Origin of the sequence: Paraburkholderia sp. A1RI_3L (genome assembly GCF_048957895.1) — a bacterium.
GTDB classification, from domain to species: Bacteria; Pseudomonadota; Gammaproteobacteria; order Burkholderiales; family Burkholderiaceae; genus Paraburkholderia; species Paraburkholderia kururiensis.
This window is the reverse complement of the sequence record NZ_JARCHA010000009.1, coordinates 125,432-146,378: the sequence shown is the minus strand read 5'-3', so window position 1 is coordinate 146,378 and position 20,947 is coordinate 125,432. Positions and strand designations below refer to the sequence as shown.

Here is a 20,947-nt window from a genome sequence, read left to right as displayed (position 1 = left end):
ACGTGCACAAACACGTAAGAATTCGGACTAAACCAGTCCTGTTTAAAGGGTTATTGATCCGCGCGGTAAAGCGGAATAGCCCCTACGTCATGGTGGAATTGATGCGTGCGGGCGCATAGCGACATGCGCCGCGACAAGGGAATTCATTCTAGACCCGTATGCAAAACCCTGTTACATGCATGGGTCTTGCCACGGGTGGGCGCGAGTCGTGAAAACGTGCGAAGGCTTAGTCCGGCCTGTCAGTCAGAATCTGCACGTTAATGGTGTGGTTCTTCCAGTAGATGTTCTGGACGCGTTCCTGGAGCAGGCGCAGCGCCTCGTGCGACAGATCGCCGAACGTGATGAGCGCAGACGGCATGTTGCCCGAGCCGCTGAGACGTTCTATCGCAGTGAAAGGGGGAAAGCCGTAGCGTTGCAGGAATTCGGAGATTTCCTCGTCCGGCACGCTGTCTTCGACGTTACTGAGCAGGATTTCGGCCATGATGTGTCCCTCTTGTACGCCCGGCGCTCGCGGTGTTGCGCAAGCGTGTGGTGGAAGTGTGCGGTCATGATGGACGGCACGGACCGTGCAGTCAATTGCGTGCGCCTTCGTGGCTGATTTGTGCGTTCGTCGGTGCGTCGACTTGTCGCGCGAAGGGCGGCTCTTCACGTCGCGCGATTGCGCGCCCCGCGGCGCGAAGCGGCAACACGGCGGTCAAGACGTGCAATGCTAGACTCGACGTCCCACCGGCCGAAGCCATGGAGCCACGGAGGAGACCTCATGCAAGCGCTCAATCCCTATTTGCTGTTCGACGGCAACTGTGCGCAGGCGCTGCGCTTCTACCAGCACACGCTGGGCGGCGAACTCGAGGCGATGATGACCTACGCCGACGCGCCCGATACCGCCGACTGCGAGAACTTCGCACCCGGCACGAGCGAGCGCATCATGCATGCACGCCTCGTGCTGCACGGCGGCGCCGTTCTCATGGCGTCGGACTGCCCTGTCGGTTATCCCTACGACGGCATGAAGGGTTTTCATCTCTCGCTCACGTACGCCACCGTCGCGCAAGCCCAGCACGTGTTCGCGGCGCTCGCCGAAAACGGCAACGTGATCATGCCGCTGCAAAAGACGTTCTGGGCCGAAGTGTTCGGCATGGTGGTGGATCGATTCGGCGCGCCGTGGATGATCGCGGGCGACGTCGTACAAGGCTAGCCAGGAGCGCAACGAATGACGCATAACATCGAAGACCGCAAGCGGTGGCTCGCACTGCTCGTACTCTGCCTCGGCGTGCTGATGATCGTGCTGGACAGCACCATCGTGAACGTGGCGCTGCCTTCCATCGCTGCGGACCTGGGCTTCACCGAGACCTCGCTCGTGTGGGTGGTGAACGCCTACATGCTCACGTTCGGCGGGTTCCTGCTGCTAGGCGGCAGGCTGGGCGACCTCTACGGACACCGCCGGCTCTTTCTCGGCGGTATCACGTTGTTCACGCTCGCGTCGCTCGCGTGCGGCATTGCCAACTCTCAAACGATGCTCGTCTGCGCGCGCGCCGTGCAGGGGCTGGGCGGCGCCGTGGTCTCCGCCGTGTCGCTCTCGCTCATCATGAATCTCTTCACCGAACCAGGCGAGCGCGCGAAAGCGATGGGCGTGTATGGCTTCGTGTGCGCGGGCGGCGGCAGCATCGGTGTGCTGCTCGGTGGTCTGCTCACGAACGTACTCAGTTGGCACTGGATCTTTCTCGTGAATCTGCCCATCGGTATCGCCGTCTATGCGCTGTGTCTCACGTTGATTCCCGCAGGTCGCGGGCACGCGCATGGCGAGCGCCTGGACGTGAGTGGCGCGGTGACGGTGACGGCTGCGTTGATGCTTGCCGTCTACGCCATCGTCAACGGCAACGAAGCGGGCTGGACTTCGACGCAGACGCTCGGCCTGCTCGGCGCCGCCGTGGTGCTGCTTGCGGCGTTTCTCGTCATCGAGTCGCGCGTGCAGCATCCGCTCATGCCGCTCGGCCTGTTCCGGCTGCGCAGCATCGCGGTGGCCAATGTGGTGGGCGTGATGTGGGCCGCGGCCATGTTCGCGTGGTTCTTCATTTCGGCGCTGTATCTGCAACGCGTGCTCAACTACCGCCCGCTCGGCGTGGGCCTTGCGTTCCTGCCGGCCAATCTCATCATGGGCGGCTTTTCGCTGGGACTTTCCGCGCGCATCGTGATGCGCTTCGGCATTCGCGCCCCGCTCGCGGCAGGGTTGCTACTGGCCGCCGCGGGTTTGCTGCTGTTCGCCCGCGCGCCTGCAGACGGCCACTTCGTCATGGACGTGCTGCCCGGCATGATGCTGCTCGGCTTCGGCGCGGGCATCGCGTTCAACCCCGTGCTGCTCGCCGCGATGAGCGAAGTGAAGCCCACCGAATCGGGCCTTGCGTCCGGCATGGTGAATACCGCGTTCATGATGGGCGGCGCATTGGGACTCGCGATACTCGCGAGCCTGGCGGCCGCGCGCACGTCGTCGCTTGCGCAAGCGGGCGCCGACACTACGACAGCGCTGAACGGCGGCTATCACATTGCGTTCATGTTCGGCGGCGTGCTGGCCGCGGCAGCAGCGCTGATCGGCGCCACGCTGCTCAAGCGCACCATGCAGCCGCCCGCGCACGACGACGCGCAAGCGTCGCATCAGCATTCCGAAGCGGGAAGTGAAGCACCGAACGCGTGACGGGCTGCATCGGTGAGGCTCGCGTAGAACCCGCAACCTGTCACATCAACGCGCAAGCGCCGGCCTCAACTGCGTCGTCGCTTGCGCTTGCCGTCCTGCCTCAAGGCTGCGCGTTCGTGTAGTCCGGATTCAGATGAATCCTGTCGCGGATGTTCGCGATGGAGCCGATCCCCTGCGGGTGATCGATCACATCGTCGGCGTCTTCCACCGAGACCCAGCCCACGATTGCCGAATTCGGAATGTGGGTCACGTTGACCTCGCCGCCCGTTTCGTCGGTGTTCTTGTAGCCGTTTTCCATGGTGATGCCGGCCATGTCGTAGGCATGTTCGGTGGACGGAAGCCGGCGCGTGTCGACGATATAGACGTACCCGTCGCGCTGGCCGCTGTTGCAGTAGGGCAGCGCATGTTCGATCTGCTTCGCAGTGGACACGCCCGACTGCCCCGTAGCGCCCTTGCCCGCAGCAAGACCCTGCGCTTCGAGGCGATTGGCGGGCACGTTCAGGTCGTTGCGGCTGCGAAACCCGCCGTCGGTTCTGATCTGCTGCGGCGTGCGCGAATCGCCGCGGAAAACCAGGCCTTGAAACTCGAAGAGCCGGTTCTGATCGGCGAGCAGATCGGAGTGGCCGGTCTCCACAACCGTCCCCACTGGCCGGCCGCCTGTGACGAACCGATGCAGGTCGTCGCGCGTGTGGATCGTGGTGTCGGCAGGCGGCTGCGTCCGGGTGCTCGATACGGTGCTCGCCGAAGAGGACGAGGACGAGGATGAGGACGACGACGAAGCGGAAGTCGAGCGGCTCAACATGGAACTGCGGGCGGTACTCGCCGCCGGCGACATACCCAGGTCCGCGAAAACACTCCGCGTGAAAGCGCCCTCTTCCTCCAGCGCGGGCATCGGCACCTCAGGCGCCTTCGGCGATACGCGGGTTCTGAGCCGCTCCGCGTCGCCGCCGTGCAGCGCGAACGTGCGGCCCGTTTGCCCGTCGTAGCAGAGCACGGCCGCCACCGGCGCGCGAGGATTGTCGCGGCCCGCGCCCACGCGTTCGGCCTGCCCCTGTCCCGACGCATTCACGATCTTCACCGTCGCGCCCGGCTTGCCGAACACCTGCCCCGCAATGCGCACAATCGCGTCGCGATGCTGCGTCACGTCCACGTGCGCGCCCGGCTGCGCCTGCGTGACCTCCGCGATCACGCGGCGCCGTGCGTCCATCACCTTGCGCTGCATCGCGCTGGACGACGAATCGGTCTTGCCCGACATGTGCTGATACAGCGCGTGCAGCATGGAATCGAGACCCGGCGTGCCGGCGTTGTCGATCACGTTGATGCCCGCGCCCTCCAGGTTGTGCCGCCACGTGAGCGGCTCGCGCGCGTCGGCTTCGTGTTGCGGCATGTGGTCCACCGCCTGCGATGCCGCGTCGCGCCCGCCCTGGTCGAGCATCTGTGTGGAAAAGCGGCGCCGCAGGTTCTCGCCGAAGAGGTGACCCTCCAGCCACGTCGCCGCATCTTTCTTGCCCATGCCTTGCAGTTGCGAGATTTCCGTTTCGCTGAAGCGAAAATCGCGCAGCATGTTGCGCGCGGCGATGGCACGGTCGCCGCCGCCGAACAGGTCGGCAGTGAAAAGCCGCGTGGCAAACGACGGATTGTCGCGTGCGAAACGCTGTTGCAGATCGCGCGCGATGTCTTGCGCAGGCTGGCCTTCGTAGCGTGCCTTGTTCTCGAGACCCACGTCCACCATCGCGGTGCCTGACGAAAGCTGGTGCGCGAGCGTATCGATGCCCGCAGCCGGGTTGTACGAAACGTCGTCGACAAGGTGCTTCTTCAGCGCCTCGAATGTGGCGTCCGGCTCGGACATGTGATTGATTGCGGCAAGCGTACCGTTGCCGCTCGCCGCAGCTTCGTTGGCAATGAAGTGCAGCGCGTTCTGCTGGTGCCCATCCGTACCCAGCCCCGCGCTTTCTTCGGACAGCACGCGCAGCGCGATCAGCACGTTTGCCTCCGGGTTCTTTTCCGCGAGAAACGCGCGCGCCTCGGTGCCCTTGCCGTCGCGCTCCAGCGTCTGCACTTTGCGGATATCGCCGTCGCTGAGCTTGAGTTCGTCGCGCAGGAACTGCTGCGGATGACGCAAGCGGCTCGTCTGCGCCCCGCCCGCCACGATGCGTTCATGCACCTGCGGCAACGCGCGCAGCAAAGCCTCTTCGCGCATCGCGGCGTTCACGGGTTTCGCGTTCTGCGAGTTGATTTCGCCCACCACGCCACGTCGCCCCGCATAGGCGAGATAGAACGGGCTCAGCACCGCGCGCGTCGCGCTGATGCCCGCGGCAGCGCCAGGGTTCACGAGTTCGGCCACGCCCGCAGCCGCATTGACCACGCCGTAGCCCACCTGAATCTTCGCGTGGCGCTTTTCTTCCTTGAGCGTGCTGAGCGTGTTGTCCTGATGCGCAAGAATGTGCGCACGCATCGTATCGACGGGCGCCGGTTGAAGGTGCGTGCGGCCTGTCTGCAACGGCAGCACCTTCTGGTTGTAGCGCACCTTCATCGCATCCAGGCGGTCCAGACTCGCGCCACCCGCGAACTGCTTGATGAGCGCGGCGCGAATGTCGGAGCGCTGATGCTTCGTGGTGGGCAGCGTGGCGTCGCTCTTCCAGAAGCGCCACGAGCCGAAATGCAGCGTGGATTGCAGGCGCGTTTTCTCCTCTGGCGACAGCGCCTTATAGCGCGCAACGAACGCGGCCTGCTGCCCCGATGCCGCGATCGCCTTCAGCGTATTCGGGCTGAACTGGCTCGCATCGATGCCGGCGTCTTGCATGGTTCGCTGAAGCGCGGCCACGTCGGGCGATGTCTTCGCGCCCAACGCCTCGTTGCGCACGGTCTTGAGTTCATCGAAAAGCGCGGCCGTGCGGCCCGGCCGCACTTCTTTTGAGATGAACGCGTCGATCACTTCTTCGCGCGCGGCGCGGCGCATGCTGGCCGTGTTCAGGTTCGTGGTGCGCCCCATGTTGAGCACTTTCATCGCGATCTGCTCGCCGGGAAAGTGCAGCACTTTCGCGAGGCGCTGCTGGCCGATCGCGCCCAGCGCCGCGAAGTTATCGACGAAGCGTTGCACCTCGGCATCGCTGCGCGTGCGCAGAATCGAATAGACGTTGGGACTGAGATGCCCTGACGCAAAGGCGTCGTCCAGCCCGCGCATGGCTTCGCTTTGCGAGTCCGTGCGCGCACTGGGCGGATTGAGCACCGACGAGCGCAGTGCCTGCGTGCGGTCCACGCCGCGGTCCACCTTCGCGCTTTGCAGCGCGCCCGTTGCGAGATACATGGCGCCCGACGGAATGGCGAGCGCGCCGTCCGCCGTTACGGAGGCCGCCTTGTCGCCGTACATCGAGTGGCCCGGGTGCGCCGCCGTATAGATGCGCCCCGCCAGCCCCGCGGACCCCAAGCCGACGTCGCGAATCGCGCCGGGCGTGGCGCGCGCCAGATTGCCGCGCGCCTGGTTGAGCGCCGTGGACGCGTCGCGTCCCTCCACGCTGCCGGGCGTTTCGGACTTCGCCTTCTTGCTGGCGTCTGCGAGCTTGAACGCCTTGTTGCCGAAGCCCACCGCGGTGGCCGCGACGTCGAGCGCCGAAGGCAGCATGCCGATACCGTTCGCCGCCGCGGATGCCGCCGAGGTGGCGTGATTCGCGCCGCTGAACGTGCTGGCAAGCCCCGAGCCCGCGCCGATCGCGTTGCTCGCCGCCCATAGCTCGTAGCCGGCGGCGGCCGTGGGCGCGAGCACGGGGTCGGTCTTGGCAAGGCCATTGCGCGTGGCATCCACCGCTTTGCCGCCCACTCGCTTTGCGCCGTTTGCCAGCGCGCCGAGCGTCGAGTGATTGGCCGCCGTGGTGGGCTGCGTGGCCGGCGTGGGTTGGGGAGTGGGTTGGGCGTTCGCGTTCCGGCCATTCACGGGCGCGTTGCCCGTCGTGTGGCCAGCGTTTGCGTCATCGGTGACAGTCGGGTTGTGAGGACCCGTGGAACCGGTGATGGGCGTCGACATTGCTCGCTCTCCTGCAAGGCGAGGTCCGGCGCGGGCCGGACCAGCGGGCGCCCGAAACGGCGCCTGACCTTGCAGTACAGCGCAACGGAAAAGACAAACTATTGCGGGGCCGGAACTTGCGTCGCGTCACGCGAAGCTGGCAGGGAATCTGGCCCGCGCTCGCTCATCAGAACATCTGCCGCAGACCCACCGCCGCGCCGACGTTGTTGGTGCGGCCGATGCGATCCACATTGCCGGTGGCCGGATTGGTCACGCCCGGGTAGTCGGCGGCGAAGGCGCCCGTGCCCCGTGCGAAGTCCACCGTGCCATACACTTCGGTGCGCTTCGAGAGCGAGTATTCGGCCAGCATCGTGGCCGAGTAGTTGACGCCCGAGCCCAGCGTGCCGTCCAGGCGTTCGGCATTGCGCGCGTGACCGTAATAGCCGGCCACGGTGATCAGCAGCGGCGGCGTGGCGCGCCAGTTGGCGCCAACGTAAAACGTGTCGTCGATGCGGTTCGGGCTGTGGCCGTTCAGCGTGGGCGCGCCGGCTTGCTGCATGTTGCCGTCCGTCGTGCCGGTCTTGTCCTGACCGTGCAGCCAGCCGGCGAGGAGCCGCACCGTGGAGGTGATCTGATACGCGCTGCTCACGTGCAGGAAGTTGACCTTCGCGCCATTGATCGCGCTGCCGTTCGCCGACGATACGGAAGACTGCTGGAAGCCTGCGTTGAGCGACGCGGGGCCGTGCGCATACGTCAATTCGACGCCATACGTGCTGTCGAGGCCCATCGCGCCGGCGTGATTGCCGAAGCCATAGATAGCGTCGACGGAGAGGCCGTTGTACGAGGCCGCGTACTTCACCGAGTTCGGCACGGTCAGGTAGTTGCCGATGCCGTTGTACGCCCAGCTGTCTTGCCAGTAGTCGCCCACCGTCATCGGGTCGAAGATGTCGCCCATGGTGTCGTAGAGCGGCGCGTACTGGTTACCGAACGTGAGCGCGCCGTAACGCTTGCTCGACAGACCCACGTAGGCTTGCCGGCTGAACAGCGTGTTCGCCACGTGCAGCCTTCCGTCGCCCAGTTCGAAGCCGTTCTCGAGACGGAAGATGGCCGACAGGCCGCCGCCCAGGTCTTCGGTGCCGCGCAGTCCCCAACGGCTGTGAGTTTCGGGGCCAACCGTCATGCCGATCAGATCTTTGCCATCGGGACCGGCATTGGTCTGATAGCGAATGGCCGTATCGACGAGGCCGTACAACGTGACAGAACTTTGTGCAAACGCCGACGACGCGGCCACCGTGAACAGCGTACCGACACCCGCTGAAATAGCGATTTTCTTCATAAGTTTGATCCCCTAAGCAACTGATTTTCTTCGCGGCTCAACAGCTTGTACATTTGCCGACTGATACCACGGCCGCGAGCATAGTCGGCCAATTCGACCGGTCATATTGCTGGATCTGGATGGGACCTTTGCAGAATCGGCGAGAATCGCGTCACGATGCCGCACGGGCCGCTCCGGTCGGTACGCGGGCCGATGGGTGGTCCGATGGATGGGCCAGCCGGTCCGAACCAACGTGTGGGCAAAAACCGACAAACCGAGGTGGACGATGACGACGCGATACGTGGCGCTTCTGCGCGCTGTGAATGTCGGCGGTACCGGAAAGCTGCCGATGTCCGACTTGCGGGCGATTTGCGAGTCTGTTGGCTTGACCAACGTGCGCACCTACATTGCGAGCGGCAACGTGGTGTTCGAAAGCCGGCTTGCGGAAGCGGCGGTGAAGGCGCGGATAGAAAGCGGGCTGCAAGCTTATGCCGGCAAGCCGGTGGGTGTGCTGATCCGCACCGGCCCGGAACTGATGGCCGTGCTGGCCGGGAACCCGTTCAAAGCGGCTGCCCCGAACCGGACCGTGGCCATCTTCCTCGATGCTCCGCCGGCCGCGGACGCGCTGTCACGGGTAACCGGCCAGCAGGACGAAGAGATCGCGCTCGGCACGCGCGAGATCTTCGTGCACTACGGCAGCGGCATGGCGCGCTCGAAGCTGAAAATTCCGGCTGCGAGCGCAGGAACGGCGCGCAACATGAACACGATAGAAACGCTGGCGACGTGGGCGACCGAATAACTCGCGACATCGCCCATGTCTTGCGCGATGCCGCCGCTCAACCCTCGCGGAACAGGAAGCTGTAGGCATTGAGCGCCGGCACGCCGCCCAGGTGCGCGTAAAGCACCTTCGACCCTGCCGGGAATTCACCGTTTCGCACGCGCTCGATCATGCCGTGCATCGATTTGCCCTCGTAGACAGGGTCGGTCAGCATGCCTTCCATGCGCGCGCACAGCCGGATCGCCTCCAGCGTGCCTTCGTTCGGCAGCCCGTATTCAGGACCGCCGAAGCGCTCGTCGAGCACCACGTCGCGTTCGGTGATATCGCGGCCCAGGTCCACGGCTTCAGCCGTTTGCTTCGCGATACGCGTGATCTGTTCGCGCGTTTTCTCCGGTTTCGCCGAAGCGTCGATGCCGATCACGCGGTCCGCGCGGCCGTCCGCTGCGAAGCCCACCACCATGCCCGCCTGCGTGCTGCCCGTTACCGAACATACCACCACGTAGTCGAACTTGAAGCCCAGTTCGGCTTCCTGCTGACGTACTTCCTCGGCAAAGCCCACGAAACCGAGCCCGCCTAGCGGATGGTCCGAGCAGCCCGCCGGAATCGCGTAAGGCTTCCCGCCCGCGGCGCGCACGCTCTCCAGCGCGTCTTCCCAGCTGCGCCGAAAGCCGATGTCGAAGCCGTCCGGCACGAGCCGCACGTCGGCGCCCATGATGCGCGACATCTGGATGTTGCCGACGCGGTCATACACGGCGTCGTAGTAGTTCACCCAGTTTTCCTGCACAAGCACGCACTTCATGCCCAGATGCGCGGCGACCGCCGCCACCTGGCGCGTCTGGTTCGACTGGATGCCGCCGATAGAAACGAGCGTGTCGCAGCCCTGCGCCAGCGCTTCGGGAATCAGATATTCGAGCTTGCGGGTCTTGTTGCCCCCGAACGCAAGGCCGCTGTTGCAGTCTTCGCGCTTGGCGTACAGCTCGACCTTGCCGCCCAGATGGTCGGATAGCCGCTTGAGCGGCTGGATCGGCGTGGGGCCGAACGTGAGCGGATAGCGGGGGAAGCGCATGAGGTTCATCGCGAGGCTCCAATGCGTAAGCGAGTGATGACGAGTGAGGAAAGGGATGCGTGTGACGCAGAGGCGGTTGCGCCAACGCCGGCACAGAGCGTTCATCTTAGAAAAGCCGCGCGGAAATGAGCTTGCGAAAAAAATAACGTTGCCCTACTTTGCGCAGCGTAGTAGGCAACTTTGCTTAACGAAATTGCACGGGAGTCTTTATGACGACAACGAAATTGCGCGCTTCTTCGTCGCGTCGCGCAACCACCACGCGCCGCCGCACCGCCGCCGCCGCTGCCGTGCCACGCGGCGCAGACACCGCGGCGCCCGCGGTCGAACTCGATCGCATCGACCGCGCCATCCTGCGCGTGTTGCAGCGCGATGCGTCCGTCTCCAACGTGAGCCTCGCGGCCACCGTGAACCTTAGCGCGCCGGCCTGTCTGCGCCGCGTGGAGCGGCTCAAGGCGGCGGGGCTCATTCGCGGCGTCGTGGCGCTGCTGGACCCGAAAGCGCTGGGCGCGGGCATGCTGGTGGTGATCGGCGTGGTGCTGGACCGTTCCACGCCCGAGTCGTTCGCGGACTTCGAGAAGGCCGCCCAAAAAGTGGCCGGCTGCATGGAGTGCCACGTGGTCACCGGCGAATTCGACTATTTCATGCTGGTGCGCACGAAAGACAGCGACAGCTTCAACCGCCTCCACGCCGAACAGCTGCTTTACCTGCCCGGCGTGCGCCAGATACGCACGTTCATGGTGTTGAAGGAAATTCTTTCCACCACGGCGTTCCCCATCCAGGGCCTGAAATAGGTTGTCTATTGCCCATTGTTCACTGGATCGGCACGCGGTATGCGGCTCTATGCTTGATTCATGCAGTCTGCTGGAATACCGGCGCAGCGCCAGGTGTTAACGAGGCATGGCAAACGCGCAAGCAACCTTGTCGCGCGGCCACGTCAGCCACGCAAGGCAAACTGAGCAGACCCTATAAGCCAATTACAGGCGTGTGCACGACACGTAGACGCCCAAGGGAGCCGGTTCATGGACATTCTCGAACTCGCACGAAAAGCCGGCATGCAAGTGCTGCTCGATGCGCAGATCGGACAACAGAGCTACCACAGCGTGTGTGGCTCGCTCACGGCGCTGCAGCGTTTCGCCGATGCGGTGTGCGCAGCGAAGACGAACCAGGCGGCGGAACAGGCGACGGTGCAGAACAACGGCGCCGTTGCGACGTCCCTGTCCTCTGCTGCAACAACGGACAGCACGGACGCCGCGCCGCCGCACCCAATGCGCTGAATTGCACCGAATCGCACAAGGGCCGCGCAGTCACGCACGGCCCGTCGGTCCTTCGACTTTCACGCGGGCCGATAAACCACGATCGTGAAAGGCTTGTCTTCCTGCGCTTCGAATCGCCTGATCTGTTCGATCTGATGCGCGTTCACCACGCTCCCCCTCGTCATCAGCAGTACGCCGCGGCCGGTGCGCAGGTCGTCGGCAAGCCGCATGCCCTCGCGTAACTGTCCGCTCTGAATCTGCTCCAGCGGGTCGCCGCCCGCCTGCTTCGCCCGTTCCTCCAGCACCGAGAAGAAACGCTCCACCACGAGCGGGTCGTAACGCAGCCCCGACTGTGAGCGGATCATCGCCGCGGCCTTTTGCGGCGTGACGTGGTCTTTCACGAGGCCGCCGCTGCACAGGCCCTCGAAGTCGCGCGCCAACGCCAGAATGCGCGCACCCGTCACGATGTCTTCGCCAATCAGGCCATCCGGCACGCCGCGACCGTTGTACCGCTCGTACTGCTGCCGGATGATCTGCGCGACGTGAGCGAGCTGCGTCACGGGCGTGAGCACCATCTGCGCCCGCAGCGGGTGCTGATAGAAGAGTTGCAGTTCTTCCGGCGAAAGGCGGTCCAGCGACTTGCGCAGCAGTTCGTCGGGCAGCGCGAGTTTGCCGATGCCGTGCAGCAGGCCGGCGTAGAACACGTCCTGTGCCTGCAAGCCGCTCATGCCCAGCGCAAGCGCGATCTGCTTCGCGAGATCGGCCACGCGCGTGGACTGTCCCGCCACGGCGCCGCAGCGCAGCTCGATCATGTTCGCGCACACCTGCACCATGGTCGCGAAGTTGTTCTTCAGGTCGTGCTGCGCGTCTTCGAGAAACAGCACCGTCTGCCGAATTTCCTCGGTGCGCGCGTGAACCTGTACTTCCAGTTCCGTATTGAATTCGCGCAGCGCCTCGTTCTGCTGCCGCGTGAGTTCCGTGAGCCGTGCGGCCTCGCGCTGCAACGCGCGCTGCTCGACGGCGTTACGCAGCGTCAGCAGCAGTTCCTGGTCGTCCCAAGGCTTGTTGAGATAGTGATATACGCCGCCTTCGTTGATGGCATGCACCGCGGAGTCCAGTTCGGAATATCCCGTGAGCAGGATGCGCACAGTGTCGGGATACAGCGCCTTCACGGCAGCGAGAAACTCGGCGCCGTTCATGTTGGGCATGCGCATGTCGGATACCACGACGTCCACTTCCACGGACGCAAGCAGTTCCAGCGCCGCGGCGGCGCTCTCGGCGGTGAACACGCGGTAGCCCGTGGGCCGCAACAGCCGGCGCAGCGCGGAGAGCACGCCGGGTTCGTCGTCCACGAGCAGCACGCAAGGCGTGTTGTCGTCGACGAGAACCGCCTCTACGCGGGCGGCATCCGTGCCTGCGCCCGCTTCTTCAGTGGCTGCAGGCTGCGCGGCCACCAAAGGCCCCGCCAGGGAAGATGCCGAAACGTCGTGCACGTTGTCTTCATACGCCGTCATGAGCGCCCCCATCGTGGTCTTGTTCTCCGGTTCTCTTCACAGCGCTGCAAGAAACTGTTCGAGCGCGGACTTCATCTTCTGGATGGCCGCATCGGGCAACAGCATCACGAGCTTCGCCACAAAGCCGCCGCGTTCCAGCGTGAAATGCACTTCGAGCAGGAGCGCCACGTCCCAGCGGCCCAGGTGCTGTTCGCCGAGCGCGCGCACGAGTCCATCGGGCAGCACAAACGTGGGCCGCGAAAACGACAGCCTCCGGCCCAGTTGCTCGAACACGCTGCACACGCACGCGCCCACCAGCAGGCTCGCAATGTCGGCCAGCACTTCGCTTTCTATATCGCTCGACACGTCCTCGTAGCCCATCAGCTCCTTGAGTTCGCGGCGGCCGTCGCGCCCGAACAGCACGATGGCCTCGCCCGAAATGTCGGACTGAAACGACTGACGCACGGGCGGCGGCACGTCTTTCGCCTGTTCCGCGGCAATCAGTTCGTTGCGCAACTGGTCTGCGCTCACCAGCTTGATGTCGGGGACCGACAGCGTGACGAACGCCCCCAGCAGCTCCGCGAGCGCGGCACCGGCCTTGCCCATGCCGATGTTGGAAATTTCCTGGAGCGCGTCGCGGTGCTCTTCGTTGAGAAACAGTTCATTCATAGAGCCCGTACCCCCTCAAAATCGGCACGATGCGATCGGTCGAAACCGGCTTCGGCACGAAACCGATCGCACCCAGCGCCTTCACGCGCTCCACCGCGCCGGACTGAATGTCGGCGGATACCACGATGACGAACGTGTCCATGCCTTCGTGGCGAATGCTTTCGAGCACCGTGAAGCCATCCATGACGGGCATGGTCAAGTCCAGAAAAATCACGGCGCCCTTGCCGGCGCGGTACAGGTCCAGCGCTTCGGCGCCGTTGGACGCCTGCGCGATTTCCACGTCCCAGTCGTCGGGCAAGGACTTGATCAACAACTTGCGAGCGAGCATCGAATCGTCCGCAACAATTACGGGTAAAGCCATACCACCTCCTCATCAGCCTGTTGCCGGCAACGCGGCGTCCGCCGCGCCGTCCACCGGCAGCGCAACGCGAAACGTGGTGCCCACGCCGCGTTCGCTTGTTACCGTGACCCGTCCGTGATGCGCGTTCACGATGCCGTAGCTCACCGAGAGCCCGAGCCCCGTGCCCGTGCCAACGGGCTTGGTCGTGAAGAACGGATCGAAAATGCGCTTCAGGTTCTCCGGTGCGATTCCGCAGCCGGCGTCCTCAATTTCGAACCACACGAAAGGCACGCCGCGGCCTTCGTTCGCTTCGTAGCCGGTGCGAATGGTGATCGTGCCGCGCCGGCCTTCGCGGTGTGCGCCATCGCCATGCAGCCCCGCGTACGATTGCGCAGCGTTCACCACCAGATTCAGCACCACCTGATTGATCTGCGACGGAATGCAATGCACCTGCGGCAGCTCGCCGTACTCGCGCACGAGCTCGGCCAGATACTTGACCTCGTTGTGCACGATGTTCAGCGTGGATTCGATGCAGCGGTGAATGTCCACCCATTCCCACTGATGCGCACTGTCCACGCGCGAGAAATCGCGCAAATCCACCACGATGTCGCGCACGCGCGCGAGCCCGTCCTTCGATTCCGCCACCAGCGCCGGCGCGTCGTCGCGCACGTAGCCCAGGTCCGCCTGCTTTTCGAGCGCAGCCACGGCGGACTTCAAACCGGCGTCGCCGCTGCGCGCTACCGCCGCGCCCACGTCTTCCACGTAATGCGTCAACGTGGCGAGGTAGCCCGAGAGCGTGTTCAGGTTCGAGAGCACGAACCCCACGGGGTTGTTGATCTCGTGCGCGATGCCTGCGGCAAGCTGACCGATGGCCGCGAGCTTCTCGGACTGCAGCAACTGCTGATGCGCCTGCGCCAGTTCGTCGTTCAGCGCCGAAAGCTGCGCGTTGCGTTGCGTCAGTTCCGCGAGCATGTTCGTCGCCATCTTTTCGCGCTCCTGCAACTCGCCATACGCCATGCAGATGTCCGTTGCATCCACGATGGTCACGCCCACGGCGATCACGGCTCCGCTTCCGTCGTCGATGGGAACGAAGCTGCAGTTCTGGCGCATGGCGTCGATCGTTCCCGTAATGGGACGCGAATGCTCGAAGCGAAACAGATACGGCCGGTGCTCCCACGACGAAAACATCGACACGCCCAGCGCGAACACGCTTTCCACTTTCTTCGTGAGCCAGCGGCGCGGCAGGTCGGGGAATAGCGCAAAGAGGTCTTGCCCCAGCACGTCGTCGCAAAGCCGTCCGCTGTGGTACTCCATGAAGCGGTTCCACGAAAGCACGCGCATGTCGTGATCCACGGAGAACACGCCGCAGTTGACGAGTTCGACAATGGCTTCCGACAACTGCGTTCTGGTGACGTCCGGCATGGCGAGAACAGCGCGTTGGCAAACAGGCTGCCTGCTCTAACGGAAGGCTGAGGCGGAACCTGCGCACGCACGATAACGTGATCGACATCTGCGTTAACGGCCGCCGTTCCGTATACAGAATGCGGGGAATCCCTGTGATGCGATGGTGGAGGGGAGCGCGATGAGTAGATCGAAATGAAATGCGGCCCTTTTTGGGCCGCCTCCATGCGTTGTGCACTGCAGGCAGACAGCGCAGGCTACTTGCCGAGTTCGTGTCCGATGATGCCGCCCGCCACCGCGCCGCCTACCGTACCTACGGTGCTGCCGTGCGTCGCCTCGTGGCCCACGTAGCCGCCGGCGGCCGCGCCGCCCAGCGTGCATCCCGAAAGCGGCGCAGCCAGCAACGCCGCGGCCCAGACGCTGACGAAAAGAAGTCGTTTCATGGTCTTGTCCCTGAATTGAAACGGATGTCTCTTATTCAGCAAACGACGTGCCGTTCTGTCGTCTTTGATGGTTCGCGACATGGGCGTGAAGCTTGCTCACGGGGTGGCGCCCATTGCGTTCACGCCATGAAGCCAAGGAGAACAACGTATGCGCAAACGTTTCACATCGGTTCATGGTGATTCGACGCTCGCAATGCACGTCGTCATGCGTGCGTTCGGCGTGGTGCTGGCCGCGCTGCTCGCTGCATGCAGCACGTTGGGCTATGACGGTGGCGCTGTCTCCGCAGGCACGCCCGATCGAGGCGTAGCCACGGCGCCCGTGCGCTATGCGTTGCCGCCAATGGGCTCGAACTCGTGGAACGCGTTCTCGTGCCGCGTCGACGAAAAGACGATCCGCGCGGTGGCCGACGCGATGGCGTCCAACGGCATGGCCGCGGCGGGGTACCGCTACGTCACCGTGGACGACTGCTGGGTAGGCGGCCGCGATCCGAAGACCGGCAAGCTCTATGCGGATGCGCACGCGTTCCCAGGCGGCATTGCCGCCCTCGCGCGCTACGTCCATAGCAAGGGCCTGAAATTCGGGCTGTACACGTCTGGCAACGTGAGCACGTGCGCGGGCATGACCACCGACCGGCATCCCCCAGGCTGGCCGCAAGGCGCGAAGGCGGGAAGCCTCGGGCACGAACGCGTCGACGCCCAGACCTTCGCGGATTGGGGTGTGGACTACATCAAGCTCGACCTCTGCGGCGGCCAGCTCAGCACGTTCGCGGCCATGCGCGCGGGCATCGCCGCAACGGGGCGGCCCATGTATCTGAGCATCAATCCCTACAGCTACAACCGCACGCTGCGCACGCGGTTCGCCGACGACGGCGCGTTCTACGCGCCCGCCTACGCGGACACGTCGCGCATTTCGCAGGACATCACGGAACGGTTTGCGTCGGTGGAGTCGATTGTCGATATCGCCGCTGCCGACGTGGCGTGGGCCGTGCCAGGCTATTTCAACGATCTCGACATGCTCGAAGTGGGCCACACGCTGAGCGCCGATCAGGACGCGGCGCACTTCATCATGTGGGCCATCATGTCGAGCCCGCTGAACGCGGGCAACGACGTACGCACGCAAAGCGACGCCACGCGCGCGTTGCTCACGAACCCCGGTGTCATCGCCGTGAATCAGGACGCGCTCGCGCTGCCTGCTGTGCTTGATCAGACCGACAGCACCGGCGCCGTGCAGGTCTGGACGAAACCGCTCGTGCAAAGCGGCACGCGCGCGGTGGCGCTCTTCAACCGCGGCGCGTCGCCCGTACAGGCGGCCGTGCGATTCGCGGGTATCGGTCTGAATGAGCCGCAAAAGGCGTGGGATCTGCTGACAGGCACGCCGCTGACGATCACAAACGGCGGCGTAAGCGTCACGGTGCCGGCCACGGGCGCGCGACTCATCCGGCTCGATGGACGCGATCCCGTTGCCGTGACGGGGCCGCTCGCCGCGCAGCCGTGGATCTGGATGGCCACGCGCGCAGGCGCGGCGGCGAATGCGCCCGATAGCGAGGTTGGCGTGAAGGTATGGCCGCCTGCCACGGCGCGGCGCGATCTTCCCGCAGGCGCGCGGCCCACCGCTGCGATTGAGGCGGGCGGCGTGGCGTATCGCGACGGCATCGCCGTCAGCGTCCCCGCCCAGATCGTCTACCGGCTCGGCCGGCAGTGCCGCTCGTTTCAGAGCGATATCGGACTCGACAGCCATGCCCCCGCCACGAGCCGCGCAACGTTCCAGGTCTGGGCCGACAACGTGCTGCTCTACGACAGCGGTCCGCTTGCCGCTGCCACGCCGGCGAAGACGGTGCGCCTCGACATCTCCGGGCGCGATACGTTGCGGCTCGTGGTCACGTCGCGCTCGGGCGGACAGGCCGGCGATCGGGCGGCGTGGGCGGATCCCTCAGTGGTATGTACGAACGGCTCGGTGGGCGGGCCGTAGCGAAACGCGTCTCGTCTCGTCGCGTCTTGCGTCTACGTCTTGTGTCTGCGTCTTGCGCCTGGTCATCCACCACGAGGCGAGCTCCATTACGCCACCCAACCAGCCACACCGATAGAAACCCTCGCGCGCGGATACAATTCCGGCTTGGTTTGCCGGCTGTCCCTTCCATCACCATTCGAACCCATCCATGCGTCCTGCTTCCCGGGAGTTTCTGCTCGGCCCGCTGCTCAAAGGTGTCTCGCGTTCCTTCTACCTCACGCTGCGCGTGTTGCCGGCAGGCATGCGCGATCCCGTCGGACTCGCGTATCTGCTGGCGCGAGCCGCCGACACGATTGCCGACACCTCGCTGATTCCACCCGAGCAACGGCTTGCGCTGCTGCTCGCGCTGCGCGCCCACGTGAACGGCACGAGCGACGGTGCGCAGGAGAGCGAAGCCGCGTTCACGCAACGACTCGCCACTGAAGTGGGCGCGCAGCAAACCCAGTCCGACGAAAAGACGCTGCTCGAATCCGTGAGCCCCGCGCTTGCCGTGCTCAGGCAACTGGACGAAACGGACCGCACCGCCGTGCGCGACATCGTCACGACGCTCACGCAAGGCATGGAATTCGATCTGCGCACGTTCCCAGACGAACGCTCCGGGCAGATCGCCGCGCTCGGCGAGCCGGACGCACTGGACCACTACACCTACCTCGTCGCCGGTTGCGTGGGCGAGTTCTGGACGCGCATGACGTACGCGCATCTGCCCGGCGTGCTCAAGGGCGAGCGCACGGCCACGCTGCAACGCGGCGTGCGCTTCGGCAAGGCCCTGCAGATGACCAACGTGCTGCGCGATTGCGGCAAAGACCTGCGCATCGGCCGCTGTTATCTGCCGGCGTCGATGCTGGCGCGCCATGGCCTGACGCCGCACGACCTGTTGCTGCCCGATGCCTCGCGGCGCGCGCGGCCGCTCATGCTCGAACTGGTCCGCGCAACGCTAGACCTGTACCGCGACGCCGTCGAATACACACTCGCCATTCCCGCGTTTCAGCTGCGGCTGCGCCTTGCCTGCCTGTGGCCCATTCTCATCGGTCTCGAAACGCTGCTGCTGCTCGTGAGCAACGACGCGTGGCTCGATCCGGCGAAGGTCTCGAAAATTCCGCGCAGCCAGGTGTATGGCATCGTGACACGCTCCACGCTCGTGGCGCCCTCGAACACGATGCTGCGCACGTGGACGGGCCGGCTCATCCGCCGCATCGAGGCGCGGTCATTGCCTGCCAGGTAATCGAAGCAGGTGATCGAAGCAGGTAATCGAATCGCGGCGGGGCGCTCGCCATGATCGAAAACTGCGCGCCGATGCATGGCCCGCGCTCGCGTTACTGGCGTCACACGCGCCGCGCGCTCTGCAAGGTATAGTGCGCGAGCTACGTTGCCAGCTATCAGGTGCCAGGAGCCAGGAGCCCCTCATGTCCGCTTCCGAATACGCCGTCTACGCCGCCGCCCAACCCTACTTCGATCTGGTTCGACGCGCGCTTGGCGACCTGGTCGACGGCCAGCATTTCTTCGACATCGTCGCGCACGACATCGTCTATGAGGTGCTTTACGACTTTCCCGGCTGGCCTCGCATCATTGAAGGACGCGCCGATTTGATGACGCGGTTCAGGGCCTACAGCGACAACGTCGCGCTTCATTGCGCCGACAAACTCGTCGTACACAAGACCCATGACAACCGCGTGGTCGTGCTCGAATACGAAGTGCACGGCACGATTCTCGCGACCGGCGTCACATACGACAACCGGTTCTGCTCGATCGCTACGATCGAAAACCGCAAGATCGCGCACTGGCGCGATTACATGGACTCCCTCGCGGCGTGGAACGCGTTCTTGACGCGTGCCCGCGAAACACCGGGCGCTTAGACTGGCCCAGCCAGCGTTGCCCGAGCGGGCCTGAGGCCGTCCCCCAAAAATTTTTTGGCCCGATGTCACACGGGCCGTTGTCCATCTCGTCATGTCAGGGAACCCCCACGAAAGGAGATGGAACCATGACTGCCAGACTCGACCCGTTCGCCGCCGCCCCCGCGCTGATGAAGTCCTGGATGAGCACCTCGCTCGCCGCAGCCGGCAGCCTTGAGCCCGGCCTCGTCGCACTTGTCGAGGTGCGCGCCTCGCAGATCAACGGCTGCGCGAACTGCCTTAACATGCACACGGCCGATGCCCGCGAGCGAGGCGAGACCGAACAACGCCTCTACCTGCTGTCGGCCTGGCGCGAGGCGCCCTGCTACGACGACCGCGAACGCGCGGCGCTCGGCTGGACCGAGGCGCTCACGCGGCTCTCCGAAGGTCCAGCGCTCGAACACGCGCGCGCGGCGCTCAACGAACACTTCAGCGAGGAGGAACAGGTGAAGCTCACGATCATGATCAACGTGATCAACGGCTGGAACCGCCTCGCAGTCGGCTTCGGCCTGTGGGTCGATCCGGCGGCGGCGAAGGCCCGTGCGCGAGCGGTGGCGGGATGACAGGCCACGACGCGACCGACGCCGCAGCAGACTTCGACCCGTTGCGGCACACGCTGATCCGCGTGGCGTACCGCATGCTGGGTTCGGTCGCGGACGCCGAGGACATCGTGCAGGACGCGTTCATCCGCTGGATGCACGTGGACCGCAGCGAGGTACGCGTGCCCGAAGCATTCCTGCGCCGCATGGTGACGCGCATGTGCCTCGATCAGTTGAAGTCTGCGCGGCACCAGCGCGAAACGTACATCGGCCCGTGGCTGCCCGAGCCCGTTGTGGAAGACGACGAGCAGGAGGACGTCACGTTGCCGCTGATGCTCGCGCTGGAGCGCCTCTCGCCGCTCGAACGCGCGGCGTTCCTGCTGCACGATGTATTCGGTCTCGATTTCGACGAGGTGGCGGGCACGATTCAGCGCGAGCCCGCCGCGTGCCGCCAGCTCGCGGCCCGGGCTCGCGCGCACGTGCGCGAAGCGCGGCCGCGCTTTCGCGTGGAAAAAGCGCGTGGGCTCGAAATTGCCGAAGCTTTTTTCGCCGCATCGCGCAGCGGCGATATGAGCGCCCTGGGCGCCATGCTCGCCGCGGACGTGAGCATCCACGCGGACGGCGGCGGCAAGCGGCCCGCGGCGGGCAAACCCGTGCTCGGCTTCGACAAGGTGATGAAGGTGCACATGCATCTGGCCGACCTGTTCCGAAAGCATGGCTCGACGCTCGTGCGCACGGGCTTCATCAACGGGCTGCCCGGTTTCGTCACGCTGGAAGCCGACGGCGAATTGCAGACCACGGCACTCGAAATCGAAGACGGCAAGGTGGTGGCCATTTACGTGGTGCGCAATCCGGACAAGCTGCGGCATTTGCATTAGGACCATCAAGCTTCTGCCCGGGACGAAACCTCGCTCGTCCCGTTCTCACTGCGCTGCGATATCATCGGACGCGCTCGCGTCGGGCCTCCTCGTCGTTCGTCAACGCCAGCGTAGAACCCGGGCGCGCCCTGCCGATCGGCGCCGGGCCTCTCCAGAGTTGCATCTTCGAGTCATGTCACTGCATGCCGG

At 64.9% G+C, this 20,947-nt stretch carries 19 protein-coding genes; 10 read left to right on the top strand and 9 right to left on the bottom strand.

The genetic code is table 11. From position 1 onward, the window contains the following. Positions 1-226: 226 nt before the first annotated feature. Positions 227-481: a hypothetical protein gene (locus PXJ20_RS22950; protein WP_017774005.1), complete on the bottom strand. Its 255-nt coding sequence runs from the start codon at positions 479-481 to the stop codon at positions 227-229. Positions 482-760: 279 nt separating this feature from the next. On the opposite strand from PXJ20_RS22950, the gene PXJ20_RS22945 reads away from it, so the two are divergent. Then, positions 761-1,192, top strand: coding sequence for a VOC family protein (locus PXJ20_RS22945; protein WP_017774007.1), 432 nt, complete (start codon positions 761-763; stop codon positions 1,190-1,192). 15 nt (positions 1,193-1,207) lie between these two features. After that, positions 1,208-2,686 carry a DHA2 family efflux MFS transporter permease subunit gene (locus PXJ20_RS22940; RefSeq protein ID WP_421031646.1) on the top strand — a complete coding sequence of 493 codons (1,479 nt, stop codon included), beginning with the start codon at positions 1,208-1,210 and terminating at the stop codon, positions 2,684-2,686. A 100-nt stretch (positions 2,687-2,786) separates the two neighbouring features. On the opposite strand, the gene PXJ20_RS22935 is transcribed toward PXJ20_RS22940, so the two are convergent. Next, positions 2,787-6,707 (bottom strand): enterotoxin A family protein, encoded by a 3,921-nt coding sequence (locus PXJ20_RS22935; protein WP_421031645.1) that lies wholly within the window; start codon positions 6,705-6,707, stop codon positions 2,787-2,789. Between the two features lie 166 nt (positions 6,708-6,873). Then, a complete protein-coding gene (locus PXJ20_RS22930) occupies positions 6,874-8,022 on the bottom strand; it encodes a porin (protein WP_413215664.1) in 1,149 nt (382 codons plus the stop codon). A 265-nt stretch (positions 8,023-8,287) separates the two neighbouring features. Between PXJ20_RS22930 and PXJ20_RS22925 the strand changes: the two genes are divergently transcribed. Next, on the top strand, positions 8,288-8,800 hold the full coding sequence (locus PXJ20_RS22925) for a DUF1697 domain-containing protein (protein ID WP_277598915.1): 513 nt from the start codon (positions 8,288-8,290) through the stop codon (positions 8,798-8,800). A gap of 37 nt (positions 8,801-8,837) precedes the next feature. Here PXJ20_RS22925 and PXJ20_RS22920 read toward each other — a convergent pair whose 3' ends face one another. Then, positions 8,838-9,854 (bottom strand): 1-aminocyclopropane-1-carboxylate deaminase, encoded by a 1,017-nt coding sequence (locus tag PXJ20_RS22920; protein WP_421031644.1) that lies wholly within the window; start codon positions 9,852-9,854, stop codon positions 8,838-8,840. A 200-nt stretch (positions 9,855-10,054) separates the two neighbouring features. On the opposite strand from PXJ20_RS22920, the gene PXJ20_RS22915 reads away from it, so the two are divergent. Both PXJ20_RS22915 and PXJ20_RS22910 read left to right on the top strand, forming a co-directional pair. Beyond that, complete coding sequence (locus tag PXJ20_RS22915; protein ID WP_421031643.1) at positions 10,055-10,636, top strand: Lrp/AsnC family transcriptional regulator; 582 nt, start codon at positions 10,055-10,057, stop codon at positions 10,634-10,636. Positions 10,637-10,864: 228 nt separating this feature from the next. Then, the gene (locus PXJ20_RS22910; RefSeq protein WP_421031642.1) at positions 10,865-11,119 is read left to right on the top strand and encodes a hypothetical protein; all 255 of its coding nucleotides are present in this window, start codon (positions 10,865-10,867) and stop codon (positions 11,117-11,119) included. 59 nt (positions 11,120-11,178) lie between these two features. On the opposite strand, the gene PXJ20_RS22905 is transcribed toward PXJ20_RS22910, so the two are convergent. The 5 genes from PXJ20_RS22905 to PXJ20_RS22885 all read right to left on the bottom strand — a co-directional run bounded on the left by PXJ20_RS22905 (position 11,179) and on the right by PXJ20_RS22885 (position 15,444). After that, a complete protein-coding gene (locus PXJ20_RS22905) occupies positions 11,179-12,612 on the bottom strand; it encodes an HD domain-containing phosphohydrolase (protein ID WP_421031641.1) in 1,434 nt (477 codons plus the stop codon). Between the two features lie 36 nt (positions 12,613-12,648). Further along, positions 12,649-13,260, bottom strand: coding sequence for a chemotaxis protein CheC (locus tag PXJ20_RS22900; protein WP_042300765.1), 612 nt, complete (start codon positions 13,258-13,260; stop codon positions 12,649-12,651). Next, positions 13,253-13,621 carry a response regulator gene (locus tag PXJ20_RS22895; RefSeq protein ID WP_017774017.1) on the bottom strand — a complete coding sequence of 123 codons (369 nt, stop codon included), beginning with the start codon at positions 13,619-13,621 and terminating at the stop codon, positions 13,253-13,255. The genes PXJ20_RS22900 and PXJ20_RS22895 overlap by 8 nt, the downstream gene beginning before the upstream one ends. A gap of 12 nt (positions 13,622-13,633) precedes the next feature. Then, positions 13,634-15,022 (bottom strand): ATP-binding protein, encoded by a 1,389-nt coding sequence (locus PXJ20_RS22890; RefSeq protein WP_421031640.1) that lies wholly within the window; start codon positions 15,020-15,022, stop codon positions 13,634-13,636. A 236-nt stretch (positions 15,023-15,258) separates the two neighbouring features. Beyond that, positions 15,259-15,444, bottom strand: a complete 186-nt coding sequence (locus PXJ20_RS22885) for a glycine zipper 2TM domain-containing protein (RefSeq protein WP_026121287.1) — start codon at positions 15,442-15,444, stop codon at positions 15,259-15,261. Between the two features lie 148 nt (positions 15,445-15,592). Here PXJ20_RS22885 and PXJ20_RS22880 point away from each other — a divergent pair, with 148 nt between their 5' ends. The 5 genes from PXJ20_RS22880 (at position 15,593) to PXJ20_RS22860 (ending at position 20,758) form a co-directional block, all read left to right on the top strand. After that, on the top strand, positions 15,593-17,413 hold the full coding sequence (locus tag PXJ20_RS22880; protein WP_421031639.1) for an NPCBM/NEW2 domain-containing protein: 1,821 nt from the start codon (positions 15,593-15,595) through the stop codon (positions 17,411-17,413). A 187-nt stretch (positions 17,414-17,600) separates the two neighbouring features. Next, the gene (locus PXJ20_RS22875) at positions 17,601-18,674 is read left to right on the top strand and encodes a phytoene/squalene synthase family protein (RefSeq protein ID WP_421031638.1); all 1,074 of its coding nucleotides are present in this window, start codon (positions 17,601-17,603) and stop codon (positions 18,672-18,674) included. 181 nt (positions 18,675-18,855) lie between these two features. After that, positions 18,856-19,305: a nuclear transport factor 2 family protein gene (locus PXJ20_RS22870; protein WP_421031637.1), complete on the top strand. Its 450-nt coding sequence runs from the start codon at positions 18,856-18,858 to the stop codon at positions 19,303-19,305. 125 nt (positions 19,306-19,430) lie between these two features. Next, on the top strand, positions 19,431-19,904 hold the full coding sequence (locus PXJ20_RS22865; protein WP_421031636.1) for a carboxymuconolactone decarboxylase family protein: 474 nt from the start codon (positions 19,431-19,433) through the stop codon (positions 19,902-19,904). After that, on the top strand, positions 19,901-20,758 hold the full coding sequence (locus PXJ20_RS22860) for a sigma-70 family RNA polymerase sigma factor (protein WP_017774024.1): 858 nt from the start codon (positions 19,901-19,903) through the stop codon (positions 20,756-20,758). Before PXJ20_RS22865 ends, PXJ20_RS22860 begins: the two co-directional genes overlap by 4 nt. Positions 20,759-20,947 lie beyond the last annotated feature (189 nt).

Coding starts and splice junctions, on each gene's coding strand:
- PXJ20_RS22865 (WP_421031636.1), top strand. CDS start 19,431: ATGACTGCCAGACTCGACCCGTTCGCCGCCGCCCCCGCGCTGATGAAG.
- PXJ20_RS22870 (WP_421031637.1), top strand. CDS start 18,856: ATGTCCGCTTCCGAATACGCCGTCTACGCCGCCGCCCAACCCTACTTC.
- PXJ20_RS22905 (WP_421031641.1), bottom strand. CDS start 12,612: ATGACGGCGTATGAAGACAACGTGCACGACGTTTCGGCATCTTCCCTG.
- PXJ20_RS22950 (WP_017774005.1), bottom strand. CDS start 481: ATGGCCGAAATCCTGCTCAGTAACGTCGAAGACAGCGTGCCGGACGAG.
- PXJ20_RS22860 (WP_017774024.1), top strand. CDS start 19,901: ATGACAGGCCACGACGCGACCGACGCCGCAGCAGACTTCGACCCGTTG.
- PXJ20_RS22940 (WP_421031646.1), top strand. CDS start 1,208: ATGACGCATAACATCGAAGACCGCAAGCGGTGGCTCGCACTGCTCGTA.
- PXJ20_RS22900 (WP_042300765.1), bottom strand. CDS start 13,260: ATGAATGAACTGTTTCTCAACGAAGAGCACCGCGACGCGCTCCAGGAA.
- PXJ20_RS22890 (WP_421031640.1), bottom strand. CDS start 15,022: ATGCCGGACGTCACCAGAACGCAGTTGTCGGAAGCCATTGTCGAACTC.
- PXJ20_RS22935 (WP_421031645.1), bottom strand. CDS start 6,707: ATGTCGACGCCCATCACCGGTTCCACGGGTCCTCACAACCCGACTGTC.
- PXJ20_RS22915 (WP_421031643.1), top strand. CDS start 10,055: ATGACGACAACGAAATTGCGCGCTTCTTCGTCGCGTCGCGCAACCACC.
- PXJ20_RS22945 (WP_017774007.1), top strand. CDS start 761: ATGCAAGCGCTCAATCCCTATTTGCTGTTCGACGGCAACTGTGCGCAG.
- PXJ20_RS22925 (WP_277598915.1), top strand. CDS start 8,288: ATGACGACGCGATACGTGGCGCTTCTGCGCGCTGTGAATGTCGGCGGT.
- PXJ20_RS22875 (WP_421031638.1), top strand. CDS start 17,601: ATGCGTCCTGCTTCCCGGGAGTTTCTGCTCGGCCCGCTGCTCAAAGGT.
- PXJ20_RS22895 (WP_017774017.1), bottom strand. CDS start 13,621: ATGGCTTTACCCGTAATTGTTGCGGACGATTCGATGCTCGCTCGCAAG.
- PXJ20_RS22930 (WP_413215664.1), bottom strand. CDS start 8,022: ATGAAGAAAATCGCTATTTCAGCGGGTGTCGGTACGCTGTTCACGGTG.
- PXJ20_RS22910 (WP_421031642.1), top strand. CDS start 10,865: ATGGACATTCTCGAACTCGCACGAAAAGCCGGCATGCAAGTGCTGCTC.
- PXJ20_RS22920 (WP_421031644.1), bottom strand. CDS start 9,854: ATGAACCTCATGCGCTTCCCCCGCTATCCGCTCACGTTCGGCCCCACG.
- PXJ20_RS22885 (WP_026121287.1), bottom strand. CDS start 15,444: ATGAAACGACTTCTTTTCGTCAGCGTCTGGGCCGCGGCGTTGCTGGCT.
- PXJ20_RS22880 (WP_421031639.1), top strand. CDS start 15,593: ATGCGCAAACGTTTCACATCGGTTCATGGTGATTCGACGCTCGCAATG.